General features: G+C 72.6%; 15 protein-coding genes. 10 read left to right on the forward strand and 5 right to left on the reverse strand.

All coding sequences use genetic code 11. The features are described 5' to 3' along the window. Positions 1-120: 120 nt before the first annotated feature. The gene (locus tag ACY34K_RS25580; RefSeq protein WP_462751088.1) at positions 121-726 is read left to right on the forward strand and encodes a 5-formyltetrahydrofolate cyclo-ligase; all 606 of its coding nucleotides are present in this window, start codon (positions 121-123) and stop codon (positions 724-726) included. 42 nt (positions 727-768) lie between these two features. Here ACY34K_RS25580 and ACY34K_RS25585 read toward each other — a convergent pair whose 3' ends face one another. After that, on the reverse strand, positions 769-3,501 hold the full coding sequence (locus tag ACY34K_RS25585; protein WP_462751089.1) for a penicillin acylase family protein: 2,733 nt from the start codon (positions 3,499-3,501) through the stop codon (positions 769-771). Positions 3,502-3,721: 220 nt separating this feature from the next. Between ACY34K_RS25585 and ACY34K_RS25590 the strand changes: the two genes are divergently transcribed. From ACY34K_RS25590 to ACY34K_RS25615, 6 genes are all read left to right on the forward strand, one after another. Continuing rightward, on the forward strand, positions 3,722-5,245 hold the full coding sequence (locus ACY34K_RS25590; protein WP_462751090.1) for a potassium/proton antiporter: 1,524 nt from the start codon (positions 3,722-3,724) through the stop codon (positions 5,243-5,245). A gap of 275 nt (positions 5,246-5,520) precedes the next feature. Next, positions 5,521-6,813: an MFS transporter gene (locus ACY34K_RS25595; RefSeq protein ID WP_462751091.1), complete on the forward strand. Its 1,293-nt coding sequence runs from the start codon at positions 5,521-5,523 to the stop codon at positions 6,811-6,813. Between the two features lie 68 nt (positions 6,814-6,881). Continuing rightward, positions 6,882-7,190, forward strand: coding sequence for an FmdB family zinc ribbon protein (locus ACY34K_RS25600; protein ID WP_462751092.1), 309 nt, complete (start codon positions 6,882-6,884; stop codon positions 7,188-7,190). A 130-nt stretch (positions 7,191-7,320) separates the two neighbouring features. After that, positions 7,321-8,166 carry an S-methyl-5'-thioadenosine phosphorylase gene (locus ACY34K_RS25605; protein WP_462751093.1) on the forward strand — a complete coding sequence of 282 codons (846 nt, stop codon included), beginning with the start codon at positions 7,321-7,323 and terminating at the stop codon, positions 8,164-8,166. A gap of 223 nt (positions 8,167-8,389) precedes the next feature. Continuing rightward, a complete protein-coding gene (locus ACY34K_RS25610; RefSeq protein ID WP_462751094.1) occupies positions 8,390-8,980 on the forward strand; it encodes a hypothetical protein in 591 nt (196 codons plus the stop codon). 84 nt (positions 8,981-9,064) lie between these two features. Continuing rightward, a complete protein-coding gene (locus ACY34K_RS25615; protein WP_462751095.1) occupies positions 9,065-9,592 on the forward strand; it encodes a large conductance mechanosensitive channel protein MscL in 528 nt (175 codons plus the stop codon). Between the two features lie 10 nt (positions 9,593-9,602). Here ACY34K_RS25615 and ACY34K_RS25620 read toward each other — a convergent pair whose 3' ends face one another. Next, a complete protein-coding gene (locus ACY34K_RS25620; protein WP_462751096.1) occupies positions 9,603-9,812 on the reverse strand; it encodes a hypothetical protein in 210 nt (69 codons plus the stop codon). A gap of 625 nt (positions 9,813-10,437) precedes the next feature. Between ACY34K_RS25620 and ACY34K_RS25625 the strand changes: the two genes are divergently transcribed. From ACY34K_RS25625 to ACY34K_RS25635, 3 genes are all read left to right on the forward strand, one after another. Beyond that, complete coding sequence (locus tag ACY34K_RS25625) at positions 10,438-11,610, forward strand: low temperature requirement protein A (RefSeq protein ID WP_462751097.1); 1,173 nt, start codon at positions 10,438-10,440, stop codon at positions 11,608-11,610. A 29-nt stretch (positions 11,611-11,639) separates the two neighbouring features. Further along, positions 11,640-12,674, forward strand: a complete 1,035-nt coding sequence (locus ACY34K_RS25630; RefSeq protein ID WP_462751098.1) for a P1 family peptidase — start codon at positions 11,640-11,642, stop codon at positions 12,672-12,674. A 210-nt stretch (positions 12,675-12,884) separates the two neighbouring features. Next, complete coding sequence (locus ACY34K_RS25635; protein ID WP_462751176.1) at positions 12,885-13,724, forward strand: DUF6227 family protein; 840 nt, start codon at positions 12,885-12,887, stop codon at positions 13,722-13,724. A 40-nt stretch (positions 13,725-13,764) separates the two neighbouring features. Here ACY34K_RS25635 and ACY34K_RS25640 read toward each other — a convergent pair whose 3' ends face one another. From ACY34K_RS25640 to ACY34K_RS25650, 3 genes are read right to left on the reverse strand one after another with little or no spacing between them, the layout of a single operon-like run. Then, positions 13,765-16,158 (reverse strand): PTS fructose transporter subunit IIABC, encoded by a 2,394-nt coding sequence (locus ACY34K_RS25640; protein WP_462751099.1) that lies wholly within the window; start codon positions 16,156-16,158, stop codon positions 13,765-13,767. 11 nt (positions 16,159-16,169) lie between these two features. Then, positions 16,170-17,108 carry a 1-phosphofructokinase gene (pfkB, locus tag ACY34K_RS25645; RefSeq protein WP_462751178.1) on the reverse strand — a complete coding sequence of 313 codons (939 nt, stop codon included), beginning with the start codon at positions 17,106-17,108 and terminating at the stop codon, positions 16,170-16,172. After that, positions 17,105-17,866: a DeoR/GlpR family DNA-binding transcription regulator gene (locus tag ACY34K_RS25650; RefSeq protein WP_462751100.1), complete on the reverse strand. Its 762-nt coding sequence runs from the start codon at positions 17,864-17,866 to the stop codon at positions 17,105-17,107. The genes pfkB and ACY34K_RS25650 overlap by 4 nt, the downstream gene beginning before the upstream one ends. Between the last annotated feature and the right edge of the window lie 95 nt (positions 17,867-17,961).

Here is a 17,961-nt window from a genome sequence, read left to right on the forward strand (position 1 = left end):
TGATCCTGGGGTGCGACTCGTTCATGCGGAGCACCATATCCGGTCGGTATGGGTGGAAGTTTAGCCTCCGGTTAACTTCCTTCTCATAAAGGCCTATATGAGAGGGTTTGTGGGTTCTTGATGACCGGCGACATGTCCGAAAAGACCGCTCTGCGGCGCCAATTCCTCGCTGCGCGTGCCCTTCTGACCAGTGAGGACGTCCAGGAGGCCGCTTCGGTTCTCGCTCGGACGGCCCTGGAACTTCCCGAGCTGTCGGGCGTGGGGACGGTCGCCGCGTACGTCTCGGTGGGAACCGAACCGGGCACCCGTGAGCTGATCGACGGGCTGCGCGCCCGGGGCGTCCGGGTCCTGCTGCCGGTCCTGCTGGAGGACAACGATCTCGACTGGGCGCCCTACGAGGGCCCCGAGGGGCTCGTACGCGCGCGACGCGGGCTGCTGGAGCCCTCCGGAGCACCGCTCGGCGTGGATGCCGTCCTGGCGGCGGAGGCGGTGCTGCTGCCCGGCCTCGCGGTGGACGCGCGCGGGATGCGGCTGGGCCGGGGCGGCGGTTCGTACGACCGGGTCCTGGCCCGGATCGCGCAGGCGGGCACGGACCCTGCCCTGGTGGTGCTCCTGTACGCGAACGAGGTGGTCGAGTGGGTCCCGGAGGAACCGCACGACCACCCCGTGGACGCGGCGGTGACGCCCGACGTCACCTTCCACTTCCGGGCGCCCCGGCACGCCTGACGGGACGCGGGGCAGCCGGCGGGCCCCCCGCGCCGCGTGGCGCTACGGCGTGAGGACGAGCCTGTCGGCCGTCTTCGCGTCCACCGCCCGGTCGGTCCAGGGCCAGTCGAGCAGCTCGCCCTTGGCCCACTTCTCCGTCTGGTCGGTGTAGTGCGCGTTGTAGGCGTGCCCGGAGGCGCCGGCGAGGTTGATCCAGCGGGACTTGTCCCAGTCGCCGACGTTGACGACCATCCGCATGGACGGGACCCAGACGACGCCGTACCCGCCCGCGGCGTTCCAGCCGGTGGCGTTGACCGCCGCCTCGCCGCCGGCCAGGTTCCACGGGCCGCGGTTGAGCATGAACTGCAGGAACCCGGGGCCCGCGGTGCCGAGGGTCTGGTTCTTCAGGTTCAGCTGGTGCAGCCGGCCCCAGCTCCAGCTGGAGACGTCCTTGCCCATCTCGGCGGTCAGCTCCCAGCGGGCGTCCTCCATGGCCCGCTCCAGCAGCTCGTCACGGGTGGTCGTGGCCGCGTCCGTGCGGCTCTTGGCGGACTGCCACCACTCGTTCTTGGGGTCCTTCAGCAGCGGCCTGACCACCTCGTACCAGCGGTCCCCGCCGTCCGGCTGGGCCGTCTCGGGGTCGCGCTGGCCGCACTCGCGCACCAGCTTGTTCTGCTCGTCGACGGGAACCGTGGAGTCGGCCGGCCGGACGTTGAGGCACTCGCCCTCGACCCGCAGCTCCTTGGGCAGCTTGTCGCCGAAGGCCAGCTTCAGGACGTTCCGCCAGACCGCGTTGAAGTACGCGGCGGCACCGGAGTCGGCCTCCTGGCTGTAGTCCCAGCCCTCCAGCAGCTTCTGGGCCTCGCGGACGTACGGGTCGGAGATGTCGATGCGCAGCAGGTACGGCGTGAGCAGCTTGGCGATCTCGCTGCGGTTGTCCATCTGCATGGTGCGCATGTCGTCGGTCGAGATCTTGCCGCCGTCCTTGATCTTCGACTCGATGAGGTCGTTGATCCGCTGGCTGCGCGAGCCATACCCCCAGTCCTGCGTGAGCAGGTACGGGTACTTGTCGGCCCGGATGACGGCCTGGTTGGCGGTCACGATGTAACCGCGCTCCGGGTCCTCCTCGTACGGCAGCTCGTCGAAGGGGACGAACTTCTTCTTCCAGGTGTACTTCGGGTCCCAGCCGGGCGCCGGCAGGGTGCCGTCGTGGCCCTTGCCGCGGACCGGGATCCTTCCCGGGGCCTGGTAGCCGATGTGGCCCTCGGTGCCCTTGGCGTCGGCGTAGATCAGGTTCTGCGACGGCACCTCGAAGTCGCGGGCGGCCTCACGGAACTGCTTGAAGTCGGTCGCGCGGTTCAGCTTGAAGACGGCGTCCATCGACTTGCCGGGGTCCAGGGCGGTCCAGCGCAGGGCCACCGCGTAGCCCTCGCCGCGGTCCGGGGCCAGGGTGTCGACGGGGGCCTTCTCGCCGACCTTCTCCAGCTCGCCGCTGCGGTCGGAGACCAGGGGTCCGTTGTTCGTCGTGCGGACGGTGATGGTCCGGCTGCCGCCCCCCGCGATCTTGATGACCTCGTCGCGGGTGACGAAGGGCAGCTCCTTGTTGCCGTACCGGTAGCCGCTGTCGGTGACCTTCTGCAGGTACAGGTCGCTGACGTCCGCGCCCAGGTTGGTGAAGCCCCAGGCGATGTCCTGGTTGTGGCCGATGACCACGCCCGGCATGCCGGAGAAGGTGTAGCCGGCGACGTCGTACCGGCACTTCGACGACACGGCCTTGCAGTGCAGGCCCATCTGGTACCAGAGCGAGGGCAGCTGCGGCGCGAGGTGCGGGTCGTTGGCGAGCAGCGGCTTGCCGGTGGTCGTGTACGTGCCGGAGACGACCCAGGAGTTGGAGCCGATGCCGTTGCCGTTCGGGCCGAGGAGCGCCGGGATCTCGTCCAGGGTCTCGGAGAGCGCGGACAGCTGCGACTGCAGGCCCTGGGTGGCGCCCCGGACGCTGTCGGCGCCGGCCGCGGTCCCGTTCTTGGCGGAGGGGTCGAACGTGCCCCTGACCTTGTCGACGCCGCCCTCCTCGACGATCGGACGGTGCAGATCGTACGGATATGCCGGATAGAGGTCTTTGATCTGCTTGTCGTTGAGCCTGCTGGTCATCAGCGAACGGTCGATCTCCTCCTGCATGTTGCCGCGCAGGTCCCAGGCCATCGCCTTGAGCCAGGCCACCGAGTCGACCGGCGTCCAGGGCTCGATCCGGTAGTCGTTGCCGAAGGACAGGGCGGCGTACTCGACGGAGACGTCGCGGCCCTCCTTGCCCTTCAAGTAGGCGTTGACGCCGTCGGCGTACGCCTGGAGGTTCTTCTTGGTGTCGGCCGACAGCTTGGTGTCGTACTCCTCCTTGGCCACCCGGTGCCAGCCGAGCGTACGCAGGAACGAGTCCGTCTCGACCTGGTCCTTGCCGAACATCTCGGAGAGCCGGCCCGCTGTCATGTGGCGGCGCACGTCCATCTCCCAGAACCGGTCCTGGGCGTGGACGAAGCCCTGGGCGCGGAACAGGTCCTCGTCGGTCGAGGCGTAGATCTGCGGGACACCGTGCTCGTCGCGCTTGACGTCGACGGGGCCGCTGAGGCCGTCGACCTTGAGCGTTCCGGTGGTTTGCGGGAAGGAGGCACGCACCGTACTGACGCTCCAGTACGACCCGTAGCCGAAGCCCGCGACCAGCGCCAGCACCAGGGCGATCACGAGCAGGCGGGCGCGTCGCCCCTTCTTCTTGGTGGAAGCGGCGGTGGTGTTGGCGGGCATCGCTGTCCTTCGAGGCGCAGGCTGGTCCTGGGAGTGCTGGGAGCAACCATAGGCGCAGCGCTCGCCCGGGCCGGACGCGGTGTGGACAAGGAGGCTTTTGACCGGTTCTTGCACGGGGCCAACTCGAACAGGAAGGTGGCGTCAAGAAAACGTTAAAGATTAGGTAAGGTAACGAAGTACCACCCGTGACATTCCGGCGGCCGGCGGACCCGGCGTGCACATGAGGGGAAGGATTCGGCCACTGACTGTCCACCAGCTCAATGAACTCCTGTTCATCTGCTCGCTCGTGCTGCTCGTCGCCGTCGCGGCGGTGCGGATCTCGTCCCGGAGCGGGCTGCCGAGCCTGCTCCTGTACCTGGGCATCGGGATCGCGATCGGCCAGGACGGCATCGGCGGCGTCGCGTTCGACAACGCCGAGCTGACGCAGGTGATCGGCTATGCCGCGCTCGTGGTGATCCTGGCCGAGGGCGGCCTGGGCACCAAGTGGAAGGAGATCAAACCCGCGTTGCCCGTGGCGGCCGTGCTGTCGACCGTCGGCGTCGCGGTGAGCGTGGGCGTCACGGCCTCGGCCGCGCACTTCCTCGTGGGGCTCGACTGGCGCCAGGCGCTGATCATCGGCGCGGTCGTCTCCTCGACGGACGCCGCGGCCGTCTTCTCCGTCCTGCGCAAGGTGCCTCTGCCGTCCCGGGTGACCGGCACCCTGGAGGCGGAGTCCGGCTTCAACGACGCCCCCGTCGTGATCCTGGTCGTGGCCTTCTCCACGACCGGCCCGGTCGACAGCTGGTACCTGCTGCTCGGCAAGATCGCACTGGAGCTGGCCATCGGCGCGGCCGTCGGACTCGCGGTCGGTTTCGTCGGCTCGTACGGCCTGCGGCACGTGGCCCTGCCCGCCTCCGGCCTCTACCCGATCGCGGTGATGGCCATCGCGGTGGTGGCGTACGCGGCCGGCGCCATGGCGCACGGCAGCGGCTTCCTCGCGGTCTACCTGGCCTCCGTGATCCTGGGCAACGCAAAACTGCCGCACGCCCCCGCGAACCGCGGTTTCGCGGAGGGGCTCGGCTGGATCGCCCAGATCGGGATGTTCGTCCTGCTCGGGCTGCTGGTGACCCCGCACGAGCTGCTGGACGACTTCTGGCCGGCGGTGGTGGTGGGCCTGGTGCTCACGGTGGTCGCGCGGCCCCTGTCGATCCTGGTCAGCCTGGTGCCGTTCCGCATCCCCTGGCGGGAGCAGGCCCTGATGTCCTGGGCCGGCCTGCGCGGCGCGGTGCCCATCATCCTGGCGACCATCCCCATGGTGTCCGGCATCGAGGGCAGCGAGAAACTCTTCAACATCGTCTTCGTGCTGGTCGTCGTCTACACCCTGGTCCAGGGGCCGACGCTGCCCTGGCTGGCCAGGGCCCTGCGCCTGGCCGACCCGGCGGAGGCCGCCGACCTCGGGGTCGAATCGGCACCCCTGGAACGGCTGCGCGGCCACCTGCTGTCGGTGGCGATCCCCGGGAAGTCCAAGATGCACGGCGTCGAGGTCGCGGAGCTGCGACTGCCGCCCGGCGCCGCGGTCACCCTCGTCGTACGCGACGGCAAGAGCTTCGTACCGGCCCCGTCGACCGTGCTGCGGCACGGCGACGAGCTGCTGGTGGTGGCGACGGACCCGGTGCGGGACGCGGCCGAGCGGAGGCTGCGGGCGGTCGGGCAGGGCGGCAAGCTGGCGGACTGGCTCGGCACCGGAGGGCAGTCGTCCCGCTGACGCGCGGGTGCCGCACATCCCGGCGCCCTGGTCATCCCAGGTCCGGACCAGGTCGCGTCGTGGATTTCACAGGCACGACCCGCGTCGCTCCCTGTACCATGAAGGCACACTGATCGACCAACTCTGCCTGACGCAGAGCTGGCGCGACCGTATGGCGGCCGTGAGACCCCTTGCAGTGGGGCACCGGTATCTACCGCAGTTCCGCGCAAGAGGACAGCTCTCGGCGGCTCCCGACACCCAGGGGAGCGCTACCAGGCGGCAGAAAGGCACGGGCCGTGGCATCCACGGTCACTTCTGACGCTGTGCAGTCCGCCGGGGCGAAGCGCCCCGGCTACGGCCGGCTCCTGCGCACCCCCGGCGTGTGGACGTTCCTGCTGCCCGGGTTCGCCGCCCGGCAGCCCTTCGCGATGCTCACCATCGGCATCGTCCTGCTGGTCCAGCACACCACCGGTTCGTACGGCAGCGCCGGTGCGGTCGCCGCCGTCACCGGTGTCTCCATGGCGCTGTTCGCGCCGCAGAGCGGCAAGCTCGCCGACCGCTTCGGACAGCGTGCCGTCCTGATTCCGGGCGTCCTCGTCCACACCGCCGCGGTCCTGGCTCTGACGGTGCTGGCCCTGGGGGACGCCCCCCTGTGGGCCCTGTTCGCGGCCGCCGTGCCGAGCGGTGCCTCGGTGCCGCAGGTCGGCCCCATGGTCCGGGCCCGCTGGGCGGCCACCCTGCAGGGTTCACCGCTGATGCCGACGGCCGCGGCCTTCGAGTCCGTCACCGACGAGTTCACCTTCGTGATCGGCCCGGTCCTGGCGACCGCCCTGTGCACCGGGGTCCACCCGGCGGCCGGCCTGATCGCCGAGGCCTCGCTGACGCTGGCCGGCGGCCTGTTCTTCGCCGCCCAGCGGCGCACCCAGCCGCCCCACGGCCGGCCCGGGGGCCACGCGCGCGTGGAGCACACCTCCGCGCTGTCCGTGCCCGGCGTCCGGGTCCTGGCGGTGGCCTTCCTCGGTATCGGCTCCGTCTTCGGCGGCATGCAGGTCTCGCTGACCGCGTTCACCGAGGAGATCGGCAACCCGGGCGCGAACGGTCTGCTGTACGGCGTCTTCGCCGCCGGCAACATGCTGGCCGGTATCGCGTGCGGCGCCGTCGCCTGGCGGATCGGCCCCCGGCGCCGGCTCATCCTGGGCTACGCGGCCCTGACCGCGGCGGCCTCGCTGCTGTGGTCGGCGCACTCGATGCTGCTGCTCGGTGCGCTCGGCCTGGTCGTGGGCCTGTGCATCGCGCCCGCCCTGATCACCGGCTACACCCTGGTCGAGTCGCTGGTGCCGGCCTCGGCCCGGACGGAGGCGTTCACCTGGCTGACCGGTGCCGTGGCCCTGGGTCAGGCGACCGCCGTGACGGTGGCCGGACGGCTGGCCGACGGGTACGGCGCGAGCGCCGGTTTCCTGGTCCCGCTGGCCGGTACGGCCCTGGCGCTGGTCACCCTCGTGGCGCTCCGCTCACGCCTGCTTCCGAGCCCCGCGCCCCGGACCGTGGCACGTGGCGTCGGTCACCGCGTGCCGGTGACGGTGGACTGATGCGGCGGAATACGTCACTATGGATGTTCGTTAGCACTCATTGAGTGAGAGTGCCAGGAGGAAGACAAGTGCCGACCTACCAGTACCAGTGCACCGAGTGCGGCGAGGGCCTCGAGGCGGTGCAGAAGTTCACCGATGACGCCCTGACCGAGTGCCCGAACTGCCAGGGACGCCTCAAGAAGGTGTTCTCGGCCGTCGGCATTGTCTTCAAGGGCTCCGGCTTCTACCGCAACGACAGCCGCGGTGCGTCGTCGAGCAGCTCCCCGGCCTCGAAGTCGTCCTCCTCGACGACTTCCTCCTCGTCCTCGGCGGCCTCGTCGTCCGACTCGAAGCCGGCGACGTCGAGCACGTCCGGCGGCTCCAGCACCGCCGCCTGATCCAGCGCAACCGGGACCCCGCCGTTCTCCGACGGCGGGGTTCTCGTCGTACGCGGCCCCGTCGCCGCCCGCCGGGGCCCCTTTCCGGCCGCGCGGTCACCCGCCCGTCGCGGCCGATTAGGGTGACCGCATGGTGAACGCAGAGACCGGCGCGGAGATCGGCGTCATTGGCGGCTCGGGTTTCTACTCCTTCCTGGAGGACGTGACCGAGGTCGAGGTGACCACCCCCTACGGCAGCCCGAGCGACTCGCTGTTCTTCGGCGAGCTGGCGGGCCGGCGGGTGGTGTTCCTGCCCCGGCACGGCCGCGGGCACCACCTGCCGCCGAACCGCATCAACTACCGGGCCAATCTCTGGGCCCTGCGCGCGGCCGGCGTACGGCAGGTGCTGGGCCCCTGCGCCGTCGGCGGGCTGCGCGCCGAGTACGGGCCGGGCACGCTGCTCGTCCCGGACCAGCTGGTGGACCGGACGAAGTCCCGCGTCCAGACGTATTTCGACGGGGAGCCGCTGCCGGACGGCACCGTCCCGAACGTCGTGCACACCACGTTCGCCGACCCGTACTGCCCCGACGGCCGCAAGGCAGCCCTGGCCGCGGCGCAGGGCCGCGACTGGAACGCCGTGGACGGCGGCACGATGGTGGTCATAGAAGGCCCCCGCTTCTCCACCCGGGCCGAGTCCCAGTGGCATGCCGCGATGGGCTGGTCCGTCGTCGGCATGACGGGGCACCCTGAGGCGATCCTCGCTCGCGAGCTGGGGCTCTGCTACACCTCGCTGGCGCTGGTGACCGATCTGGACGCGGGCGCGGAGACGGGTGAGGGCGTCTCGCACACCGAGGTCCTGCGGGTCTTCGGCCAGAACGTCGGACGGCTGCGCGAGGTCCTCTTCGACACGGTCGCCGGCCTGCCGGAGACGAAGGACCGTTCCTGCCTGTGCACGCACGCCCACGACGGCTGGGACCTGGGCATCGAGCTGCCGTAGCCCGATGGCGTTCCCTCGGGGGCGCCGTGGGCCCGGGGGTTGGCCCCGGGACCTCGGCACATCCCCGCGCCGGGTCGCCGGGGCCCGGGGTTCACCTTCAGGGGTGAGTGCGTTCTCCACACGGCGGGGGCTGTCCACAGGGGCGAGCGGGACCGGCCGCCTCGCGGGATCGTAAGGGCTCCACTTCCCCTTCGGCCTCGCTCTCCGGCAGGTGGTGTCCGCCATGACGACCCGTCCCGCTCCCCTCCACTCCTCCGTGCCCCCGCCCGGGGCCACGGTCTCCTTCGAGCGGCCGTTCGTGCCTCCGCCCGGCCCGTCGTCCGTGCCGGACACGCGCGCGGTGCCGCTGTTCCCGCCGCTGCGGGTGCGCGGCGGACGGTTTTGGATGCGCCGGGCGGTGCGGCGGCGGCGACCCGTGGTGGCCGCGGGGCTGGCCATGGCCGCGGCGGCGCTGGCCGCCGTGGGCCCCCGGGGCCCGGCCGCCGCTCCTGATTCCGCGACGACGCCGGTGCGGCAGCCGGAGCGAGGGCCCGTCGAAGTGGTGTCCGCTCCCGTGCGCATCGCGGATGCCGCGTCCGTCCGGCTGCTCCGCCCCGGCGACCGGGTCGACGTGGTCGCCGCCGGGGATCCCGCCTCGGGCGGGGAGGGCGAGGCCCGCGTGGTGGCCAGGGGCGCCCGGGTGGCGCGAGTGCCCCGCGCCGACGGCGAGTCCGCCGACCGCGGCGCGCTCGTCGTGCTGACCGTCCCCCGTGCGTCCGCGGCCGCGCTGGCCGGTGCCGGTGTCGGCGGCCGGCTGGCGGTGACGGTGGGCTGACTTCCCCGCCGGCTCGCACGGACTTCCTGTCAGGTCACCTGCATGCGCGTACGGATTGGACGGTTATGCCCGAAGAACGGCGTAATGGCTCAGCCAACTGCACACGTGACGAAAGGCACCGCGGTGAGCCAGGAGAAGAAGCAGAGCCTGCTGGAGGGCTTCAAGGCCTTCCTCATGCGGGGGAACGTCATCGATCTGGCGGTCGCGGTGGTCATCGGTGCCGCGTTCAACAGCATCGTGAACTCGGTGGTGCGGGGGATCATCAACCCGATCGTCGGGGCCTTCGGCACCCAGAACCTGGAGGGCTACCAGTCCTGTCTGAAGGAGCCGTGCCGGGTCTCCGCCGCCGGCGAGGTGGTGTCCGGCATCCCGATCCTGTGGGGGTCGGTGCTCAGCGCCACGCTCAGCTTCCTGATCACCGCCGTCATCGTCTACTTCGGCATGGTGCTGCCCATGTCACGGCTCATGGCCAGGCGGGCCGAGGAGGACAGGGCGAGGGAGAGCATCCAGGAGACCCTGGAGGTCAGCGAGCTGGAGGTGCTCAAGGAGATCCGTGACGCGCTCGTCCTGCAGCGCGGCGCCGGGCGTGGCGCCGGGCACGGCACTCCGTAGCACCGCCGGTTCAGAGGTGGTGCGGCGGCTTCTCGTCGAGGAAACGGGCCAGATCCGCGGCGCTGTCGCCGGCGGGAGTCCGCTCACCCCACCCGCGGTCCGTGTCGTCCGCGGACTGCTGGTCCAGCGGATCGTCGAAGACCAGTGCCGGCGTCTTCTTCTTCGGCGACGACGGTGCGGGCTTCGCGTCTCGCGGTCCGGGGGCGGGGGCGGTGCTCATGCCCTCAGCGTACGCCGGGGCCGGGAACGCCGGAGCCGTGGCGTCCACGGCCGCGTGGGACGAGGTCGGCGCCGGCGGCTCTCCCGGACCGGGGTCTCCCGTGGGGGCGGGCGGCTCGGCCGGGCCGGGCTCACCGGTGGGCGCGGGCGCTCCGCCGGGCGGCGGCTCGTCCTCCGTCGGCGGCTCGCGATCCGGCGCGGGCTCCTCGTCCGGCGGGGGCGATGACCCGGGGCCGGTGGGCTCCGCCGGCGCGGGCGGGCGGCCGGGCCCGGGTTCCCCCGTCGGCGCGGGCGGCTGCCGCGGCCCCGGCTCACCGGTCGGCGCGGGCTCGTCCGGCCCCGTCCGCTCCGTCCGCGCGGGTCCGTCCGGCGTCGCCACGTCTCGTGTCGTGGCCGGGACGGTCGATACGGCCCGGTTCGGGGACGGGCGGACGGCCGGGTCCCGGGGCGGGCGGTCCGGGGAGGGGGGCGGGGGCTCCGGGGAGGGGGGCGGGGGCTCGATCACCCGGCCAACGTAGTGCGACGGATACGTGTTCGCCCTTTGAATGCACTGTGGGGGTGACACCTTCCCGCGGCTGGCGTTGCGCGCCTCGCCCGCTCTCACCTGCCTCTACTGTCCTGGGCCCATGACGTCCACACCCAGCACCCGGCCCCTGCGGCCCCTGGTGTCGCGCAGCCGTGACGAGGCGCACCGCGCCGCCACGCCCCTGGAGCTCTTCTTCGACCTGTGCTTCGTCGTGGCGGTCGCCCAGGCGGGCGTCCAGCTCGTGCACGCGGTCGCCGAGGGGCACGCCGGTGAGGGGATCGTCGACTACGCGATGGTCTTCTTCGCGATCTGGTGGGCCTGGATGAACTTCTCCTGGTTCTCCTCGGCGTACGACAACGACGACGCCCTCTACCGGGCGGTGACGCTGGTACAGATCGCGGGCGTGCTGATCCTCGCCGCCGGGGTGTCGCGGGCGTTCGAGGAGCACGACTTCCTGGTCGTGTGGCTGGGCTACCTGGTGATGCGGGTGGCGCTGACCTCGCAGTGGCTGCGGGTCGCGCGGGCGGCGCTGGGCCCCGAGCGGACGATGGCCCTGCGGTACGCGGGCGGGGTGATGGCCTGCCAGGTGGGCTGGACGGCGCTGCTCTTCGTACCGGAAGGGGCCCGCCCGTGGGTGTTCCTGGTGATGGCGATCGCCGAGATGTGCGTACCGCCGTTCGCCGAGAAGGACTACGCCTCCAGCTGGCACGCGCATCACATCGCCGAGCGATACGGGCTGTTCACCATCATCGTGCTCGGCGAGACGGTCGCCGCGGCCACCGTCGCCGTGAAGACCGGCGTCGACGAGAACGACGCGCTGCGGGACCTGTTGCCGATCGCCGCGGGCGGGCTGCTGCTGATCTTCGCGGCCTGGTGGATCTACTTCGTCGTCCCGGTCCACCAGCGGTTGTTGAGCAACCGGCAGGGCTTCCTGTGGGGGTACGGCCACTACCTGATCTTCGCCTCGGCGGCGGCGATCGGCGCGGGCATCGAGGTGGCCGTGGAGCAGACCGTGGGCAAGGCGCATCTGTCGCAGACCGCGGCCGCGGCGGCGGTGACCCTGCCGGCGGCGCTGTTCATGCTGTTGGTGTGGGTGCTGCACTCGCGGTACTTCAAGGTGGGCATCGCGCAGCAGCTGGTGCTGCCGTGTGCCGCGCTGGGCATCCTGCTCTGTACGTTCGCCGGGCACTGGGGCGTTCTCGCGGCGGGGTTCGTCGCGGCGACCGCGGTGGCGACGGGGGTCACACTGACCGCCCGGACGACTTCCGGGTGACGTGTGGACACGCGTGATACGCAGGGAACATGGCAACCAATGACGCACTGACGGACGTGGCGGGGCTGCGGGTGGGTCACGCGCGCGTGCCCGGTGCGGGCGCGCTCAGTGGCACCACCGTCGTCCTGGCGCCGGAAGGTGGCGCGATCGCCGCGGTGGACGTGCGGGGCGGCGGGCCGGGGACGCGGGAGACGGACGCGCTCGACCCGCGCAATCTGGTCCAGCGCGTCGACGCGGTGGTCCTGACGGGCGGCAGCGCCTACGGCCTGGAGTCCGCGGCCGGGGTCATGGCCTGGCTGGAGGAGCGGGGACGCGGGGTGCGGGTCGGGCCCGACCCTTCGCACGTGGTGCCGGTCGTGCCGGCGGCCTGCGTGTTCGATCTGGGCCGCGGCGGCGACTGGAAGGCCCGCCCGGACGCCTCGACGGGACGCGCGGCGATCGAGGCGGCGGCCGCGACGGAGCCGGGCGCGCCGGTGGAGTGCGGAGGCGTCGGCGCCGGGACGGGCGCGGTGATCGGGGGGCTCAAGGGCGGTGTGGGGACGGCCGGTACGGTGCTGGAGTCCGGCATCACGGTCGGCGCTCTCGTGGTGGCCAACGCGGTGGGTTCGGCGGTCGACCCGGCGACGGGTGTGCTGTACGGGGCGTACGGGGGTGGTGTGCCGGACGTTCCCGACCCGGAGGTGCACGCGGTGGCGATGCGCCGGCTGGACGAGGCACAGGCGCGCGCCGGCGGCCGGCCGTCCCTGAACACGACACTCGCCGTGGTGGCCACGGATGCCGACCTGACGCGCCCCCAGGCGCAGAAGCTCGCGGGTACGGCGCACGACGGCATCGCACGCGCCGTGCGGCCGGTGCACCTGCTCAACGACGGCGACACCGTCTTCACCCTTGCGACCGGCGTACGCCCCCTGGAGGCCGGGAATCCGTTCGCGCTGAACGAGGTGCTGGCGGCCGGCGCCGATGTCGTCGCGCGGGCGATCGTGCGGGCCGTACGGGCTGCCCGGCCGGTGACGGGGCCGGGCGGCGACTTCCCTTCGTACGGCTCCCTCTACGGCACCGGCTGAGAGGTGGGACACCGGGCGGACGGGGGGCGCGCGGGAACTCGCCATGTGCGCCCCTCGTTTTGCTGAAGCCGGACGCGTTGTCAGACCCAGGGACTACCTTAAGCAAGCATCGAGTGACACGCGGCGACGGCCTGGAGACCCCTCTTGAACGTTCCGAACGAGCCGATCAACCCGAACGACGGGCATCCGAGCACCCCGTACGCGGGCGACGTGCGTCCCGGCGACCCGCTCCCGCACGACCCGTTCGCGAGCGATCCGTGCGGTACGGACCCGTACGAGACGACCGAGACCCACGTCGAGCGGCTCCTGGGCCGGGCGCTCAACTCGTTCGACCTGCCCGACTCGGTGGTCGAGCGACTGGACTCGGCGCTCGCGCACTCCAGTTCGCTGTGGGCGTCGCACCACAGCGGCGGCGGCAGAGGTGGCCGCGGCGCGGACGAGCGGCTGCACCGGGCGACCTACCGGCACACGTACCTGCTGGCGGACGGGACGTCGTTGACGCTCTGGGAGCTCGTGCACAACACCGGCCGGGACCGCAGTGAGCAGCACGAGCTGTACACGGAGGAGGCGGAGGTCCGGCTGGCCGCCTCACGGCTGCCGGCCGGTTTCCCGGCGGGGGCCCGGGACCTCGATGCGGTGCCGCCGCCGGGCGACAGCTTCGACGCGGATCTGGAGCTGCTGGGCGCGATCCTGACGCGTCCGGTGTCCCCGCCGCCGCGGATGTACGTGCCGGACAACTCCGCGGACCATGCGCGGCGGGTACTGCGCCGCGCCGAGAACCGGGACCGTCCGGGCGAGGCGGTGGCGGCGCGGCTGAGGGGCGCGTTCGCGCACCACATCCGGCAGGTCTTCGGCCGTCAGTGCAGCGTCCTCGGAAAGGACGCGGGCTTCACGCTCTACGAGCACGCGTTCCTGCTGCTGGACGGCACCGAGCTGAGCGTGTGGGAGGTCGAGCACACGGCGACGCCGGACGGCCGCCACATGTGCGAGGTGTACGAGGAGGAGCGCACCGCGCGCGAGGCGATGGAGCTCCGCGCGCGGGTGCGCTGACCGATCCGCCCTCTCGGGGCGGGGGTGCGGGGCCGGGGGTTCAGGCCGCGACGGCGACCTTCTCCGCGGTCCCGGCCCCGGTCCCGTTCTCGCCCGCCGGGGCGGGGGCGGGTGTCCTGCGGGCACCCTTGAGCAAGAGCACGAGCGTGGCGCTCACCACGGTGCCGGCGAGGATGGCGAGCAGGTAGAGGAAGGGGCTGCCGATCAGGGGGACCACGAAAACGCCGCCGTGCGGGGCGCGCAGGGTGCAGCCGAAGGCCATCGACAGCGCGCCGGTGACGGCGCCGCCGGCCATCACCGACGGGATGACGCGCAGCGGGTCGGCGGCGGCGAAGGGGATCGCGCCCTCGGTGATGAACGAGGCGCCGAGCACCCAGGCGGCCTTGCCGTTCTCCCGCTCGGCCTTGGTGAAGAGTTTGCCGCGAACGACGGTGGCCAGTGCCATCGCGAGCGGCGGGACCATACCGGCGGCCATCACCGCGGCCATGACCTTGAGGGAACCCTCGTTGGGGTTGGCGAGTCCGCCGACCGCGAAGGCGTAGGCGACCTTGTTGAGCGGGCCGCCCAGGTCGAAGCACATCATCAGGCCCAGGATGACGCCGAGGACGACGGCGTTGGCCCCGGACAACCCGGACAGCCAGTCCGTGAGGGCCTTCTGGAGCGAGGCGATGGGCTTGCCGACGACCAGGAACATCAGAAAGCCGACGAGTGCCGCCGAGACGAGCGGGATGACGACGACGGGCATGATGCCCCGCAGGGGCGCGGGCACCCTGATCCGCTGGATCGCCAGCACCACCCCGCCCGCGAGGAGTCCGGCGGCCAGGCCGCCGAGGAAACCGGCATCGATGGTGAGCGCGATGGAGCCGCCGACGAAGCCGGGGACGAGGCCCGGCCGGTCGGCCATCCCGTACGCGATGTAACCGGCGAGGACCGGGATGAGGAGGGCGAACGCCAGTCCACCGATCTGGAACAGCAGCGCGGCCCAGCTGTCGGCCTGGCCCCAGGCGAAGTGCTCGGCCACGGAAGGGGCCTTGTCGATGGTGTAGCCGCCGATGGCGAACCCGAGCGCGATGAGGAGGCCGCCCGCGGCGACGAACGGGACCATGTAACCGACGCCGGACATCAGCCACTTCCGCAGTCGCGCGCCGTAGCCCTCGCCGGGCTCGCCCGCCTGCTGGACGGGCGTGCCGCCGCCCCTGTCGGCGCCGGCGGGGGCCGGGGCGGTGACCTCGCCCCGGGCGGCCTTGTCCCGTACCTCGGCGACCAGTTCGGTGGCCCGGTTGATGCCGGCCTTGACGCCCACGTCGACGGCGGGCTTCCCGGCGAACCGTTCCTTCTCGCGAACGGGCACGTCATGAGCGAAGATCACGCCATCGGCGGCGGCGACGACCGCGGGGTCGAGCCGGATGAAGCCGGCGGACCCCTGGGTTTCGACGACCACGTCGACGCCGACGGCCGCCCCGGCCTTCTCCAGCGCCTCGGCGGCCATATAGGTGTGGGCGATTCCCGTGGGGCACGAGGTCACCGCCACGATCCGGAACACCTGCCGCCCGGGCTCGCCCGCCCCCGTCCCCACGCCGGCGCCCTCCGCCCGCGACGCCTCGGACGGCTTCCCCGACCCGGGCTCCGGCCCCTCGACCGGGCCTCCTGCCTTCGCGGCACTCGTCTCCCGCCCGGCGCTCGCCGCCGCAGTGACGTCCCGCCCGGTCGCCGGCGTTCCGCCCGAGGCCCCGTCCCGGGGCCCGCCCGCTCCGGAGACGTCGCCCGCCCCGGCGGGAGCCCCACCCGGGGCGGGCTCTGCGCTCGGCGGGGTCTCCGGGCCGGGCGACGCCTCGGACGGCTTCCCCGCCCTGGGCTCCGTACGCCCGGCGGCGGGAGCGGGCGCGGGCGCCGGGCTCTCGGGCGGCGCCGCGTCGGGGGCGGTGGCGTCCGTGGGCGTCCGGTCGGAGGGCCGGGCGGGCGGCACCGGGGGGCCCGATGCCGTCCCGGCGGGTGCCTCGCCGCGGATGAGAGCCGACGCGGCCGCGGGGGACGTCAGGGTGCGGAGCGTGGTCGTGAAGTCGTCGTTCGTCAGGCGGCGCGCCAGGGACGAGAGGATCGTCAGGTGGGCGTCGTCCGCGCCCGCGGGGGCCGCGATCAGGAAGATGAGGTCCGCCGGGCCGTCGGGGGCGCCGAAGTCGATGCCCCGGGGCGAGCGGCCGAAGGCCAGCGTCGGCTCGGTGACGTGTGCGCTGCGGCAGTGCGGGATGCCGATGCCCCCGTCCAGGCCGGTCGGCATCTGCGCCTCGCGGGCCGCGACGTCGGCGAGGAAACCGTCGAGGTCGGTCACCCTGCCGCGCTCCACCATGCGCAGGGCGAGCGAACGGGCCGCTTCTTCCTTGGTGGTGGCGGCCAGGTCGAGATCGACCAGGTCCGCGGTGATCGTCTCGCTCATCGCGGGCTCCCTTACTCGCTCAGCTCTCGGTCGAGGGGTATGTCGGTGGTCACCGTGACGGCCGCCGGGTCGAGTTCGGCGGGCGTCGGCATCTCGCTGCCGGGCAGCTGGACGGCAGCGGCGCCGTGCGCGACGGCCGCGGCGAGCGCCGCCGGGCCCTCGCCGCCCGCGGCGAGGAAGCCCGCCAGGGAGGCGTCGCCCGCGCCGACGTTGCTGCGTACGGCGGCGACGGGGGCGTAGCCGTAGTGGACGCCGTCCTCGGAGACCAGGAGCTGGCCGGCCGCGCCCAGGCTGGCCAGAACGGTGCGGGCACCGGCCTGGCGCAGTTCCTCGGCGGCCTTGACCGCGTCGCCCAGCGTGGCGAGGGGGCGGCCGACCGCCTCGGCGAGTTCGTCGGCGTTGGGCTTGATGACGTCGGGCTGGGCGCGCAGGGCGGCGAGGAGCGATGGGCCGGAGGTGTCGACGGCGATCCGGGCGCCGTAGCCGTGGGCCCGGGTGACGAGGTCGGCGTACCACGCGAGTCCGAGGCCGCCGGGCAGGGTGCCGCCGCAGGCGACCCAGTCGGCGGCGGGCGAGTACGCCCCGACGGCCGCCAGGATGGCCTCCGACTCCCCGGGGGTCAGCTGCGGCCCGGGTGAGTTGATCTTGGTGAGGGTGCCGTCCGGTTCGGCGACGGCGATGTTGGAGCGGGTGTCGCCCTTGAGGGGGACGGGCGCCACCTCGATGCCCTGGGCGGCCAGGAGCCGGGCGACGGCTTCGCCGGGCGCTCCGCCGAGCGGGACGACGGCCACCGTGCGGCGGCGCGCCGCGGCGACCGCGAGGGAGACGTTGACGCCCTTGCCGCCGGGGTCCGTGCGTTCGCCGGTCGCGCGCAGCACCTCGCCGCGCTCCAGGGAGGGGACTTCGTAGGTCCGGTCCAGGGAGGGGTTGGGGGTGACGGTCAGGATCATGCGCATATCACTTCCGTGCCGGCGGACCGGATGGCCGCGGCGTCCTCGGGGGCGAGTCCGGTGTCGGTGACGACCAGGTCCACATCGGCCAGTTCCCCGAAGCGGGCGAAGTGGTCCTTGCCGTATTTGGCGGAGTCGGCGAGCAGGATGACGCGCCGGGCGGCCCCGACGACGGCCCGCTTGACGGCGGCCTCGGCGAGATCAGGGGTGGTGAGCCCGAATTGGGTGGACCAGCCGTTCGCGCCGAGGAAGGCGACGTCGGCGCGGATCTGCCCGTAGGCCCTGAGCGCCCAGGCGTCGACCGCGGCGCGCGTACGGTTGCGGACCCTGCCTCCCACGAGGTGGAGGGAGATGCCCGGGTGGTCGGCCAGCCGGAACGCGACGGGCAGGGCGTGGGTGACGACGGTGAGGGAGCGGTCGAGCGGGACCTCGGCGGCGAGCCGGGCCACGGTGGAGCCGGCGTCCAGGATGACGGTGCCGTTCTCCGGGAGTTCGGCGAGCGCGGCGCGCGCGATGCGGTCCTTCTCGCCCGCGGCGGTCGACTCGCGCTCGGCGAGATCGGGCTCGAAGTCGAGCCGGCCGGCCGGGATGGCTCCGCCGTGCACACGACGGACGAGCCCGGCACGGTCCAGCGCCTTGAGATCGCGCCGGATGGTCTCGGCGGTGACCTGGAACTCCTCCGCGAGCGAGAGCACATCGACGCGGCCGCTCTCACGGGCGAGCCGCAGGATCCGTTGTTGGCGCTCCGGTGCGTACATGTGGTTTTACGTCCGTTCCATGCCCGAACCTGTGGTTTCACCATCAGACTACGTCCGTGTTCGCACGGAGTAAACACACTCGGGCGTAAAAATCG

Source organism: Streptomyces sp. STAM6, assembly GCF_054963715.1.